This is a genomic window from Phytoactinopolyspora halotolerans (assembly GCF_010550675.1).
GTDB lineage: Bacteria > Actinomycetota > Actinomycetes > Jiangellales > Jiangellaceae > Phytoactinopolyspora > Phytoactinopolyspora halotolerans.
Genome location: NZ_JAAGOA010000009.1, coordinates 18,786 through 32,517 on the forward strand (window position 1 = coordinate 18,786; position 13,732 = coordinate 32,517).

Sequence of the window (13,732 nt, forward strand, 5' to 3'; positions counted from 1 at the left end):
GTTGTCAGACCGGAGTGCGAGAGTGTGGCGGAAGGTCGGCCCGATCGGCCGGCATGTCTTTCGACGACAAGGAGCTTGCGGCATGCGGGAGACTCGGCGATGGCGGTGGGTGCGGACGATCGCGCTCGGGGCGTCGGTGGCGATGATGACCGCCACATTGCTCACTGTGACGCCGGCGGGCGCCGGGCCGGATATGGACGGGGCTTTCCGGGTCAACCCCTATCTGCAGAACCCGTCGGCCGAGAGCATGACGATCACGTGGTTCACGACCACGTCCGACCCGGGCGAGCTGGAAGTGCGCGGGCCGGGGTTGCGAGGCGGCGCGGAGTTCACCACGCAGCCGACGCACGAGACGGCGCTGACGTACACCGAGGCGGAGCTGACGCAGGAGATCGCCGGTCTGGAACCGGGCTCGTGGCTGCACGAGGGCGAGAACTACAAACACACCGTCGACGTCACCGGCCTGCTGCCAGGAAAGCACTACACGTACCGCGTTCGCGCCGGTGACGCGACATACCGCGCGCATTTCACCACGGCGCCGAGCGCGGATCGGTGGAACAAGGTCCGGTTCGTCGCGCTGTCCGACTCCGAGACGGAGCCGCGCGGCCGGGTGCAGCGGCGGGAATGGGCACCGGGCGCGCTGGCGGACGGCAGCCGGTCGCGGCCCAGCGTCGAGCCGGGCAGCCTCTGGGACGAGACCTTCGGCACCACCGTGTTGTCCGGGGTGCGGACGCTGCGCTACATGCTCACCGAGGACGAGGGCTACCGGGAGAACCTGAAGGTCATCTCCGAACGCGACCCAGACTTCGTGATGATGCCCGGCGATCTCGTCCAGGGCGGCGGCTACCAGCCGGCGTGGGACGAGTTCTTCCGGCACAACGCGGGGGAGTCCGGCAGCGGCCTGTCATACCGGCCGATCCTGCCGGCCATCGGCAACTGGGAGAACTTCGGGGCTCTCAACGGCGGTTACGGGACTCCGGATGACCGTTCGCCGGTGGTGCGTGGCCGCGAGAAATACCACACCTACTTCGACTCGCCGGACAACGGCACGGCGGCGCACCGGGACAACTATTACCGCGTCGATTACGGCCCGGTCACGGTCATCACGCTGGACAGTTCCAACGGCGAGCCGGACGACGCGCCCGGCAACTACCCGGATGACGCGAAGGCGACCGGGCAGGAGTATCGCGGGCCGGGTTCCGATACCCAGAACAACTACACACGTGCGGAGTACGAGGCCGCCGGCGGGACCGACCTGGCCGACTTCAACCGCGGGAGCGTCCAGTGGCAATGGGCGGAGGAACAGCTGGCGGACGCGCGCGAGCAGGGGCGGATCGTGTTCGTCCAGTTCCACCACTCGGCCTACAGTAGCGGCGAGCACGGCTTGCCGATGTATCACGAGCTGACCAGTGGCCAGGGCGGCACACCGATGCGCCAGTACCACGAGTTGTTCGAGGCATACGGGGTCACAGCGGTGCTGTCCGGCCACAGCGAGATGTTCGAACGGAGCTTCGTCGACTCCGACGGCGACGGTGTGGGCGTCCAGTATTACGACGTCGGCGTCGCCGGGGACGGTCTGCGGGGGGACCGCCGGAACGGTGCGTCATTGAACGACCCGCTCCTGAAGTACAACCCGTACAGTCAGTGGACCGCCGATCAGAGCGAGCCGGAGCGCTGGGAGTCCGTGGATGGTGTTCTCCAGCTGGTCGAGGGTGGCAAGCACTACGGCCACCTCGAGGTTGATGTCGAACGCCTGCGGGACGGCGCCCGTGTGACGCTTACCCCGGTGTACGTCTTTCCGGTGCTCAACACCGACTACGAGCTGGAGCGCACGGAACGTCGGGAGTACGGGGACGCGGTCACGTTGGAGTTGGACGCCGACGGGCGGGTGCGCGGCTGACGCCGAGTCGGACCGCGTGTGCGAGCGAGCCGAGCCTCGGCCGGCTGGTCCGCTGCGTGTGCCTACGCCGCGGCGGCAGAGACCTCGTCCAAGGCCGTGCGGATCTCGTCCGGTAGCTCGATGTCGTCGGAGGCCAATTGGGTCCGTAACTGAGTGGTGGTGCGGGCGCCGAGCAGCGGTGCGGCGACGCCCGGCCGGTCCCGCACCCACGCCAGGGCCACCTGGAGCGGCTGGACACCGAGGCCGTCGGCGGCAGTGCAGACGGCCTCGACGATCTGCCGTGAGCGTGCGTCGAGATACTGGTCGACGAACCCCGCCATGTGCGAGGCCGCGGCCCGCGAGTCGGCCGGCGTACCGCGGCGGTATTTTCCGGTCAGCACGCCGCGACCGAGCGGTGACCAGGGCAGCAGGCCGATGCCGAACTGCCGCGCGGCCGGCACCACCTCACGTTCCACACCGCGCTGGACCAGAGAGTATTCGACCTGCGTGGAGATGATCGACGTCCGGCCGGGAGCCGCGGCCTGATGCGCTGCGGCCCACGCGGTCTGCCACCCGGCGTAGTTGGACACGCCGACGTACCGGGCGCGCCCGGTGGCCACCGCGTAGTCCAAGGCGCTGAGCGTTTCTTCCAGGGGCGTCCCATCGTGCCAGGTGTGCACCTGCCAGAGGTCGACGTAGTCGACGTCGAGCCGGTCCAGCGAGTCGTCGAGCTGATCCAGCAGCATCTTGCGGGAGACGTCGTCGACGTCCTGGCCGAACGGGCCGGATCGGCCCGCCTTGGTGGCGATGACGACGTCGGCCCGGGGCACGCTCTTATCGAGTAGCCGGCCGAGTAACTCCTCGCTGGCTCCCTCGCCGTACGACGCGGCGGTGTCGATGAGCGTCCCGCCGGCTTCGACGAAGATCTCCAACTGTTCCCGGGCGTCGTGCTCGTCGGTGTCCCGGCCCCAGGTCAGCGTGCCCAACGCGTAGCGCGACACGCGGAGTCCGCTTCTGCCCAGTCGTCGCAGTTCCACACGGCGAGAGTACCGGCTTTGCCAGCGTCGGCTGTGCAAACGCGGCCGGTTAAGGTGGTGCGGTGCGGTGTTGCATCTCCCGCACCCGTGATCAGCCGTGATAGGAGCACCACACGCATGGAATGGTTCCAGGCCGTCGTCCTCGGCGTGCTGCAGGGACTCACCGAGTTCCTCCCCATCTCGTCCAGTGCGCATCTGCGGATCTACCCGCAGCTGTTCGGGTGGGAGGACCCGGGTGCGGCGTTCACGGCCGTCACACAGATCGGCACCGAAACCGCGGTGATCCTGTACTTCATCAAGGACATCTGGCGGATCATCCGGGCGTGGTCGCTCTCGGTCTTCCGGCGGGGCACGGCGTTGGAGCCGGAGCGAGCCGAGGAGATGGCCGCCGCCGGGGCGGGCGGGGCGGCCGGCCCGCGTCGGCGGCGGCGGCTTGCACGGACCGGAGCTGTGGCCCCTGGCGTCTACGATCCGGCGGAAGCCCGGATGGGCTGGTACGTGATCATCGGCACGATTCCTATCGTGATCTGCGGTATCACGTTCAAGGACGTGATCGAACACGACTTCCGGTCACTGTGGGTCGTCGGCACCACCCTCGTGGTCCTCGGCATCATCCTCGGCATCTCGGACCGGGTCGGCCGGAAGGATCGGATGGCGGACCAGTTGAACCTGCGCGACGCCGTCCTGGTGGGACTCGCACAGGCTCTCGCCCTGGTTCCCGGGGTCTCCCGGTCGGGCGCGTCGATCAGTATGGGCCTGCTGCTCGGGCTGGACCGGGCGACCGCCGCACGCTTCGCGTTCCTGCTGGCCATTCCGGCCGTGATGGGGGCGGGCATCTACGAGTGGCCGTCGGCCATGGACGAAGGCTCGGTCTACGGGATGGGACCGACGATCTTGGCCACCGTGGTGTCGTTCTTCGCCGGCTATGCCGTCATCGCGTGGCTGATGCGGTGGTTGGAGCGGCGCTCTTTCGCACCGTTCGTGCTGTACCGGATCGCGCTCGGCGGGCTGACGCTTCTCCTCCTGGCGACCGGGACGTTGAGCGAGTTCGCCTGACAAGCGCATCGACGCAGGACACAAAACGATCGCGCGACGTCCGGGTTCCGGACGATTTACGACCGCCCGTTGAGAATTCGTGATGTTTTGTCGTCTGAACTCCGGAAACTAGTCACAAGTTGGTTGCGGTGTGCCCCTAGCCATGCTGCAAACTTGCCGTAGCCGATCCGTCGGCCTAGAAAGGGGGGCCAGGGTGGCGGAAATGCGACACAATCAGGAGGGTTGGTATCCCCAATGCGTAACTCTGCGCGAAAGGCGAGCCTGGCGGCTATCACCGCTTTAGCGCTCGCGCTTGCCGCATGCGGTGGTGACGACGACGATGAGGGCGGCGACACCGGCAGCGGCGACAGTGGCGACGGCGACACCGGTGAAGCCACAGGTGGCGAGTTCAGCACGTACATCGGCGAGCCCGAGAATCCGCTGATCCCTGGTAATACGAATGAGACCGAAGGTGGCCAGATCGTGGACTCGCTGTTCACGGGCCTTGTCACGTACAACTCCGACACGTACGAGATGGAGTTCAACGGCGTCGCGGAGTCGATCGAGTCCGACGACCAGCAGACGTGGACCGTCACGCTGAAGGACGGATGGACGTTCCACGACGGCAGCCCGGTGACGGCGGAGTCGTTCGTCGACGCCTGGAACTGGACCGCCTACGGTCCCAACGGCGCGGGTAACTCGTACTTCTTCGCGAACATCGAGGGCTACGACGAGTTGCAAGGTGTCGTCGAGACCGATGACGAGGGCAACACCGAGGTGGTCGAGGAGCCGTCCGCCGAGGAGATGTCCGGCCTGGAGGTCGTCGATGAGCGGACCTTCACGGTGACGCTGAAGGACCCGTTCTCCATCTTCCCGATGACCACCGGCTACACGGCCTTCTATCCGCTGCCGGAAGCCTTCTTCGAGGACGAGGAGGCGTTCGGCCGGCAGCCGATCGGCAACGGCCCGTTCATGGCGAACGAGGAGTTCGTGCCGGGCCAGGGCATCACCCTCGACCGGTACGAGGACTACGCCGGTGACGACGCCGCTCAAGCGGACCGCGTCGAGCTGCGCGTGTACGCGGACGAGAACACCGGCTACACCGACGTGCAGGCCGGCAACCTCGACATCAGCGACACCCTCCCCGTCAGCGCGATCGGCACCGGGCCGGACGAGTGGGGCGATCGGTGGGTGGAGAGCCCGCGTGGCGACATGACCCCACTGGCGTTCCCGACCTACGACGAGCGCTACTCGGACCCGAGGGTCCGGCAGGCGTTCGCGATGGCGATCAACCGGGAGGCGATCACCGAGGCGATCTTCGAGGGCTCGCGGACGCCGGCGAACTCCTGGGCCTCCCCGGTGGTGGAGGGATACCGCGAGGACGCGTGCGAGTTCAACACCTTCGATCCCGACCGTGCGAACGAGCTGCTGGACGAGACCGATTTCGACCGGAGCGAGCCGATCGACCTCTGGTTCAACTCCGGCGCCGGACACGACCAGTGGGTTGAGGCGGTCGGCAACCAGCTGCGGGACAACCTGGGGATCTCCGACTACAACCTGGAGAGCCTGGACTTCGCCGAGTACCTCCCGCTCCGGGACGACCAGGGGATGACAGGCCCGTACCGGGCCGGCTGGGTGATGGACTACCCGCACATCCAGAACTTCCTGGAGCCGCTGTACTCCGAGTCCGCGCTGCCTCCGGCTGGTGCGAATGACACGTACTTCACGAACGAGGAGTTCGACAGCCTGATCTCCGAGGCCAACCAGGCGGACGACCCCGACGAGGCCGTCTCGCTCTACCAGCAGGCCGAGGACATCCTGTGCCAGGAGATGCCGTCGACGCCGCTCTTCTACGGTGTGAACCAGCTGGTCCACACCGAGCGCGTGGACAACGTCACCATCAACGCATTTTCCCGGATCGAGCTGCAGAGCGTCACCGTCGTCGAGTGACCGTGCGGCTCTGAATCCTCATCGGTTGAGGTGCGTCCCAGGGGTGGGGCGCACCTCAACCATGAGTAATGTGTTGACTGGCAAGGCTAGGGAGGAGCATGGGCCGCTACATCGCACGCCGGCTCTTGATGACGATCCCGGTGCTGATCGGCGCCACCCTGCTGATCTTCACCATCGTCTACGCGCTGCCCGGTGACCCGGTGCGGGCGCTCGCCGGCGACCGGCCGCTCACGCCCGCGGCGCAGGCGGCGATCCGGGACGAATACAACTTGAACGATCCGCTGCTGATCCAGTACCTCAAGTATCTGGGCGGTCTGCTCCAGGGTGACCTGGGGCAGGACTTCTCTGGTCGGCCGGTGTCGGAGACCATCACGCAGCGGCTTCCGATCACCGTGCGGCTGGCTGTGCTGGCGGTGGTGATCGAGGTGATCATCGGTGTGATCGCCGGTGTCCTCGCCGGTATCCGGCGGAACTCCTACATGGACAACCTGGTGCTCGTCTCCACGACGCTCGTGGTCTCGATCCCGGTCTTCGTGCTGGCGTTCCTGGCCCAGTACGTGTTCGGGCTGCGGTTCGGCTGGTTCCCCATCGCGGGCCTCAGCGAGGGGTTCCGCAGTTATATCCTGCCGGCGTTCGTCCTGGCGGCGCTGTCACTCGCCTATGTGGCACGGCTGACCAGGACGAGTATCGCGGAGAACCTGCGCCAGGACTATGTCCGTACGGCGAAGGCCAAAGGGCTGAAGCCGTCGGTGGTGGTCGGCAAGCACACCCTCCGGAACAGCTTGATCCCGGTGGTCACATTCGTCGGGGCCGACCTGGCGAGCCTGATGGCCGGGGCGATCGTCACCGAGACGGTGTTCAACATTCCGGGTTTGGGACGTGCGGTCTTCGAGTCCGTCCAGCGCCAGGAAGGGTTCGTCATCGTCGGGATCGTGACGGTCTTCGTCTTCTTCTACATCACGTTCAACCTGGTGGTCGATATTCTGTACGCCGTCATTGATCCGAGGATCCGCTATGACTGAACGACAGCAGGACAGCGGCACGGAGCCGGCCTACGGCGGCGATTCTCCGACGATCGTCGACTCCTCCACCGCGGAGGAACAGCGCACCGAAGACGTCACGGTCGCTGAAGCGGGCGGTGAGATCCGGCAGGCGAGTCTGTGGTCGGACGCATGGCGTCAGCTCCGCCGCAGTCCGACCTTTCTTCTCGGAGCCGGCCTCTTCCTGATCTTCGCCGTGATGGCGGTGGCGCCGCAGCTGTTCACCAATGCCGACCCGCGGCAGGTGATCGACCTTGGACTGTCGGCGGACCCGCCGACCGGCGACGCCTGGTTCGGCTACGACATCCAGGGCCGTGACTACTTCGCCAACGTCGTCTACGGCGCGCGGGTGTCGATGATCGTCGGGTTCTCCAGCGTCCTCGGCGTCCTGCTGATCGGTGTGACGATGGGCTCGCTCGCGGGGTTCTACGGCGGCTGGATCGATTCGGTACTGGCCCGCATCACCGACGTCTTCTACGGTCTGCCGCTGGTCCTCGGGGCGTTCCTGCTGCTGTCCGTGATGCAGAACCGAGGTATCGCGCAGGTGTCGCTGGCGCTGGCGATATTCGGGTGGATGACCGCGATGCGACTCGTGCGAGGCACGGTCGTGTCGGTCAAGGACGCCGACTACGTCCAGGCGGCTCGTGCCCTGGGTGCGTCGACGTGGCGCATTCTCACCCGGCACATCCTGCCCAACGCGGTGGCCCCGGTTCTGGTGTACGCCACCATCACGGTGGGCCTGTTCATCGCAGCCGAGGCGACGCTGTCCTTCCTCGGTTTCGGGCTGCAACTACCAGAGATCGCGTGGGGGCTGCAGATCAGCGCGGGCATGGGCCGGCTGCGGGATTCCGCGCACCTGGTGTTCTTCCCGAGTATTTTCCTGTCCCTGATGGTGCTGTCATTCATCCTGATGGGCGACGCCCTGCGTGACGCCCTCGACCCGAAGTTGCGCTGATGTCTCAGACTTTGACCACACCAGATATCTCCGGCGCCGCCGGGGCTCCCGTGCTGGAAGTGAACGACCTGCACGTCGAGTTCCGGACGCCGCACGGCCTCGTCAGGGCCGTGAACGGCATCACGTACTCGGTCCGGCCGGGCGAGACGCTGGCCATCCTCGGCGAATCGGGCTCCGGGAAGAGTGTGAGCGTCCAGGCGGTCATGGGCATCCTGGACAGCCCACCGGGGTTCGTCACGGGCGGCTCCATCCTCTTCCACGGCCAGGACATGCTCACGATGCCGGCGGCGCAACAGCGCGTGATCCGCGGACCTGGGATCGCCATGGTCTTCCAAGATGCGTTGTCCTCGTTGAACCCGGTGTTCAGCGTCGGTCACCAGATCGGCGAGATGTACCGGGCGCACCAGGGGGCCTCACGCCGGGAGGCGAAGGCGAAGGCGATCGAGCTCATGGAACGCGTCCGCATCCCCGCGGCCCGCGAGCGGGTGAACGACTACCCGCACCAGTTCTCCGGGGGAATGCGCCAGCGCGTGATGATCGCGATGGCGCTGGCCCTGGATCCGGAGATCCTGATCGCCGACGAGCCTACGACGGCGCTCGACGTCACCGTCCAGGCGCAGATCATGGAGCTGCTCAACGACCTGCAACGGGACACCGGGATGGGGTTGATCCTCATCACGCACGACCTCGGCGTGGTCAACGAGGTCGCGGACCGGGTGGCCGTCATGTACGCGGGCAAGATCGTCGAGTCCGGGACCATCGACGAGGTCTTCACCGCGCCGACGCATCCGTACACCGCCGGCCTGATGAGCTCGGTGCCGCAGGCGGAGACGAAGGGCACCCGGCTGCAACCGATCAAGGGACAGCCGCCCAACCTGGCCGCGATCCCACCGGGCTGCTCATTCCACCCGCGATGCCCGCACGCCAGGATCGGCTCTGCCGCCGCGGCCGATCAGGACTGTGCCGGCGACGTGCCGGAGCTGCGGGAAGTGCGTCCGGCCCGCATGGCGGCATGTCACTACAGCGAGGAGATTTTCGGTGAGTGATACCGGTGAGCCGATCCTGGTCGTCAAGGACCTGGTCAAGCATTTCCCGCTGACGCAAGGGATCGTCTTCCAGCGCACCGTCGGCCACGTGCAGGCGGTCGACGGAGTGAATCTTGAACTCTATCCCGGCGAGACGATGGGCCTGGTGGGGGAGAGCGGATGCGGGAAGTCCACCGTCTCCAAGCTGATCATGGGGCTGGAGAAGCCGACCTCCGGGCAGATCCTGTTCGAGGGCAAGGACGTGGCCGCGATGAGCCGGCGCGAGCTGCGTCGCTACCGGCGGCAGGTGCAGATCGTCTTCCAGGATCCGTACGCGTCACTGAACCCGCGGATGACGGTCGGCAACATCGTGGCCGAGCCGTGGGACATCCACCCGGACGTGGTGCCGCGCAAGGAACGGCCGCGACGGGTGCGGGAACTGCTTGACCTGGTGGGCCTGAACCCGGACTATGCCAACCGGTACCCACACCAGTTCTCCGGCGGGCAGCGGCAACGTATCGGCGTCGCCCGGGCACTCGCGTTGCGCCCCAGCGTCCTGGTGTGCGACGAGCCGGTGTCCGCGCTGGACGTGTCGGTGCAGGCGCAGGTGATGAACCTGTTGGAGGACCTGCAGGACGAGCTCGGCCTGTCCTATCTGTTCATCGCGCATGACCTGTCGGTGGTGCGGCACCTCAGCGATCGGGTGGCCGTGATGTACCTCGGCCGTATCGTCGAGTCCGGCACCCATGCCGACGTCTACGATCAGCCCGCGCACCCTTACACGCAGGCACTGTTGTCCGCCGTTCCAGTACATGAGCCCGCACTGCGCGGCGCGAAGGAACGCATCGTGCTGACCGGAGACGTGCCGTCGCCGGCCGATCCGCCGTCCGGCTGCCGGTTCCGCACACGCTGCTGGAAGGCGCAGCAGATCTGCGTCGACCAGGATCCCGCACTGGTCGACCGTGGGCAGGGCCACCCGTCCGCGTGTCATTTCGCGGAGAGCGTAGAGATCGTCCACACCGACTGAACACAGGCGGTCACCGGACCCGCCGGTACCGTCTCGGTTGACCGCGCACGCAGGCGCTTCTTCTGGTTGACCGGGCGGGTGAGCGGATGCCCTGCTGGTTGACCGGGCGGGTGAGCGGGTGCCCTGCTGGTTGACCGGCCGGTGGGTAATCACCCCTGATTGACTGCGCACGCAGGCATGGGCCCCGGATGACCGGATGGGTGGGTAGTTGTCCTGGTTGACCGGGCAAGAGGGCATTCTTCTCGGCGTTCCCCCTCGACAACCCGGCCTGGGTTGCCTCGCGGGATGTTGCTCGCCGCGTGGCGTTGCCCGGGCGCGGCGTTGCCCGGGCGCGGCGTTGCCCGGCGTGGCGTTGCCCGGCGTGGCGTTGCCCGGCGTGGCCGTTGTGTGAAGAGCTGTGGCGGTTTGGCCCGCTCGAGAGGGTCGTGCGTCTGATCGTGGCAGTTCTGGCCGCTGCCGGCGGCTGGAATTCGCACGACACGTCGCACGACCCCAGAAAGCCTTCATTCAGCGGCTGTCAGTCACACGGCCGCTCACACAACCGTGCTTGAACCGGGCAGCATTCACACGGCCGCCCGCACGACCCGGTCCCGCGCACCGGTTGTGTGAGAAACAGCCGGTGATGACGCGATTGTGGGACGAGTTGTGTGGGCGGCGGCGGTTGTGTACCAGACCGTGCGGTCTGCAGTGTGGGCGACGGCGGTCGTGTAGCAGACCGTGCGGTCTGTCGTGTGAGCGGCGGCGGTCGTGTAGCAGACCGTGCGGTCTGTCGTGTGAGCGGCGGCGGTCGTGTAGCAGACCGTGCGGTCTGTTGTGTGTGGGTAGGGACGGTCCTACAGCGGGAGGTACGGGCGGGGGTTGGTGTGTTCGCCGTTGATGCGGACCTCGAAGTGCAGGTGCGGTCCGGTGGAGTACCCGGTGGAACCGATCTGTCCGATGACCTGTCCCTTCGCCACCTGCTGACCGACCGAGACGCTCAGCCCCGACTGGTGGGCGTACAGAGTGCTGATCCGCTGACCGTTGGAAACCCCGTGGTCGACGATCACCATGTTGCCGTAGGCGGTGTTGAACGTCGCCTCCACGACCGTACCGGAGTCCGCGGCGTAGATGTTGCCGTCGCCCGCGCTGAAGTCGATGCCGGTGTGGATCTTGACGTATCCCAGGATCGGGTGCATCCGCGGGCCGTACTCTGAGGTGACCGACCCGTTCCCGGGCAGCGCGAACGACCCGGTGCCCTCGGCGCTTCCGCCACCGCCGTCGTCGGTATCCCCGTCGCCGCTGCCATCGTCGGAACGGTCACGATCGCGGTCCGCGCTGCCACCGCCGTCTCGCGGGGGATCGGGCTCGGGGTCGGGCAGATTCTGCAGGAGCTCGGTGACCGCGGTGGCCTCGTCCATCTGCTCCATGTAACGCTCGTAGTCCTCGAGCTTGGCATCCTCGGCCAGCTCCAGGGCCTTCTCCACCTGCTCCTGCTTGTCGGCGTGTTCCGCCCTGGCCTCCTCGGCGGCGGTCTCGGCCTGTTCCGCCTCGGCGCGCCGTTCCTCTGCCTGTTCGGCCAGACGTTCTTTGTCCTGCCGCTGAGCTTCCAGCGTTGCGGACGCGTTGCGCAGATCGGCCTGTTGCGACGCCAGCCGCCCCAGCGCGTCGTCGCCGGCGTTGAGGATGGTCCGCATGTCGTTGTAGCGGTCGGTCAGCTCCTGCGGGGATTCGGCGCCGAGCACCACGCTGACCGTGGCGAGCCCGTTGTTCTGATAGGCCTCGCGGGCCACGCTGCCCAAGGCCGCCTTGGCGTCCTCGGTACTGGCCTCGATCTCGTTCATCTCGCGCTCGGTGCGCTGGATCGCCTCCTCGGCGACCTTGACCTCCCGCCGTGCATCTTGCTCGGCGGAGCGGGCCGAGTCGGCGGCGGCGCGGGCCCGGTCGAGGCTGGCGCTGGCCTCGTCGACCTCGTGAAGAACGCTTTGCAGCAACTCCTGCGCCTCGGCGACCGCCACGGTCTGGGCGTCGGCGAGGGCCTGGTCGTAGGCGTCCCCTGGGTCGGTGCGTTCGTAGTCGTCCGGATCGCCGGACGGTGGTTCGGCGGGCGGCGAGGTGGGCGAGTCGGGTGATGGCGTCGTGTTGGACATCACCACGGCAGTGCTGCCGATGGGGGAGGCGGGCTCGGCGTGGGCGGGCATGCCGGCTGTCACGAGGACGAGGCCGGCGCCGGCCGCTACGACAGCACGCATGCTGCGTCGGAAACGGCGCATAGAGCTGGAACTACTCCCTTCGTGCCGGTGCGTGAAGCCTTGTGGGCGATTGCGCCGGTCCTTTTCTCAACGCGGATCGTGTCCTCGGTTGTCGGTTCTGTCCAGGTCTTGCATATCTCATTCCGGCAACGCGCGCGACTCGAGAGCATCACGCCGACGGAACAAAACCACGCTAATGGTACAGAAGGGATCTGTGATGGCAAGGTAGCGGCCTCGCGTTACGCTTCGAGGCGTGCCTGTCGTGTTGTTGATCCGCCACGGTCGTACCGGCTCGAACGCCGCCGGCGTGCTCGCTGGACGGAGCCCGGGTGTACGGCTGGACGAGACCGGTGAGCAGCAGGTCGCCAGGCTGGCCGAGCGGATGCGCGGCATCCGTCTGGCGCGGCTGGTGACCAGCCCGTTGGAACGGTGCGTACAGACGGCCAAGGAGCTCGGTGAGGTCGACGCCGTGGACGGACGGCTGCAGGAGTGCGACTACGGCGCCTGGACCGGGCGCCCGCTGTCCGAGCTGCGCCGGTTGAAGTTGTGGAAGGTCGTTCAGGAACACCCGTCGGGGGCCGTGTTTCCGCAGGGCGAGTCGCTGCGGGAGATGCAATCCCGCGCCGTGGCCGCCGTGCGGGAGCACGATGAGCACGTTCTCGCCGAACACGGAGCCAGCGCGGTGTGGGCGGCCGTCTCGCACGGCGATGTGATCAAATCCATCGTCGCGGACGCGCTCGGTATGCATCTCGACCAGTTCCAGCGGATCGTCGCGGACCCGGCCTCGGTGACCGCCATCTCGTACACCGAACGCCGCCCTTTCGTGCTGCGGCTCAATGACACCGGGCAGGATCTGACCCCGCTGGCCGGTGCCCGCCGGGCACGCAGGCGGAGACCGTCGAGTGATGCCGCCGTGGGCGGGGGAGCGGGATAGGGTTATCCCGTGGCAGTACAGGTGTTCCGATTCGACTCGCCGGAGCGGTTCGTCGCCGGCACCGTCGGTGAGCCAGGTGAACGCACGTTCTTCCTGCAAGCCCGTGACAAGAACCAGCTGGCGAGCGTGGTGTTGGAGAAGGAGCAGGTCGCGGTCCTGGCCGAGCGCGTGGACGCGATGCTGGACGAGATCGTCCGGCGCACCGAGGGACAGGCGGCGATCCCATCCGAGGCGCCGCCCGAGGCAGAGGATCTGGCACCGCTCGAGCAGCCCATCGTCGAAGAGTTCCGGGTGGGCACGCTGACGCTCGCCTGGGAGGGGGAGATCGAGCGCGTCGTCATCACGGCGTATGCCGCCGGTGAGGCCGGCGCCGAGGAGGAAGCGGAGGAAGAGCCGCCGGAGAATCCGGAAGACTCCTCCCGCGACGTTTTCCTGGTGAAGCTGACCGCGGGGGAGGCACGCGCCTTCGCCAAGCGCGCACAGGCGCTGGTGGCGGCCGGCCGCCCGCCGTGCCCGTTGTGCGGCCTGGCGCTCGAACCAGAGGGGCACATCTGCCCGCGCCAGAACGGCTACCGGCGGCGGGACTGATCGAGACAGAGCGCTATCGAGACAGAGAGCTGTT

At 67.3% G+C, this 13,732-nt stretch carries 11 protein-coding genes; 9 read left to right on the forward strand and 2 right to left on the reverse strand.

Annotated features, from left to right (window positions below; all coding sequences use genetic code 11):
- The first annotated feature begins 82 nt into the window (after nt 1-82).
- On the forward strand, nt 83-1,900 hold the full coding sequence (locus G1H10_RS14030) for a purple acid phosphatase family protein (RefSeq protein WP_216853255.1): 1,818 nt from the start codon (nt 83-85) through the stop codon (nt 1,898-1,900).
- A 62-nt stretch (nt 1,901-1,962) separates the two neighbouring features.
- On the opposite strand, the gene G1H10_RS14035 is transcribed toward G1H10_RS14030, so the two are convergent.
- Nucleotides 1,963-2,916 carry an aldo/keto reductase gene (locus tag G1H10_RS14035; RefSeq protein ID WP_163738647.1) on the reverse strand — a complete coding sequence of 318 codons (954 nt, stop codon included), beginning with the start codon at nt 2,914-2,916 and terminating at the stop codon, nt 1,963-1,965.
- A 117-nt stretch (nt 2,917-3,033) separates the two neighbouring features.
- Here G1H10_RS14035 and G1H10_RS14040 point away from each other — a divergent pair, with 117 nt between their 5' ends.
- The 6 genes from G1H10_RS14040 to G1H10_RS14065 all read left to right on the forward strand — a co-directional run bounded on the left by G1H10_RS14040 (nt 3,034) and on the right by G1H10_RS14065 (nt 9,948).
- Nucleotides 3,034-3,972, forward strand: a complete 939-nt coding sequence (locus G1H10_RS14040; RefSeq protein ID WP_163738650.1) for an undecaprenyl-diphosphate phosphatase — start codon at nt 3,034-3,036, stop codon at nt 3,970-3,972.
- Between the two features lie 234 nt (nt 3,973-4,206).
- The gene (locus G1H10_RS14045; RefSeq protein WP_163738654.1) at nt 4,207-5,901 is read left to right on the forward strand and encodes a peptide ABC transporter substrate-binding protein; all 1,695 of its coding nucleotides are present in this window, start codon (nt 4,207-4,209) and stop codon (nt 5,899-5,901) included.
- 98 nt (nt 5,902-5,999) lie between these two features.
- Entirely contained in the window at nt 6,000-6,923 is a 924-nt protein-coding gene (locus G1H10_RS14050) for an ABC transporter permease (RefSeq protein WP_163738658.1), read from the forward strand.
- Nucleotides 6,916-7,896 carry an ABC transporter permease gene (locus tag G1H10_RS14055; protein ID WP_163738661.1) on the forward strand — a complete coding sequence of 327 codons (981 nt, stop codon included), beginning with the start codon at nt 6,916-6,918 and terminating at the stop codon, nt 7,894-7,896. Before G1H10_RS14050 ends, G1H10_RS14055 begins: the two co-directional genes overlap by 8 nt.
- Nucleotides 7,896-8,942 (forward strand): ABC transporter ATP-binding protein, encoded by a 1,047-nt coding sequence (locus G1H10_RS14060; RefSeq protein ID WP_163738664.1) that lies wholly within the window; start codon nt 7,896-7,898, stop codon nt 8,940-8,942. Before G1H10_RS14055 ends, G1H10_RS14060 begins: the two co-directional genes overlap by 1 nt.
- Entirely contained in the window at nt 8,935-9,948 is a 1,014-nt protein-coding gene (locus G1H10_RS14065) for an ABC transporter ATP-binding protein (RefSeq protein ID WP_312856577.1), read from the forward strand. Before G1H10_RS14060 ends, G1H10_RS14065 begins: the two co-directional genes overlap by 8 nt.
- An 833-nt stretch (nt 9,949-10,781) precedes the next feature.
- Here the strand turns inward: G1H10_RS14065 and G1H10_RS33970 are convergent.
- Nucleotides 10,782-12,176 (reverse strand): M23 family metallopeptidase, encoded by a 1,395-nt coding sequence (locus G1H10_RS33970; protein ID WP_163738667.1) that lies wholly within the window; start codon nt 12,174-12,176, stop codon nt 10,782-10,784.
- Between the two features lie 253 nt (nt 12,177-12,429).
- On the opposite strand from G1H10_RS33970, the gene G1H10_RS14075 reads away from it, so the two are divergent.
- Complete coding sequence (locus G1H10_RS14075) at nt 12,430-13,110, forward strand: Rv2135c family putative phosphatase (protein ID WP_163738669.1); 681 nt, start codon at nt 12,430-12,432, stop codon at nt 13,108-13,110.
- Nucleotides 13,111-13,119: 9 nt separating this feature from the next.
- On the forward strand, nt 13,120-13,698 hold the full coding sequence (locus G1H10_RS14080) for an Rv2134c family protein (RefSeq protein WP_163738671.1): 579 nt from the start codon (nt 13,120-13,122) through the stop codon (nt 13,696-13,698).
- Nucleotides 13,699-13,732: the final 34 nt, after the last annotated feature.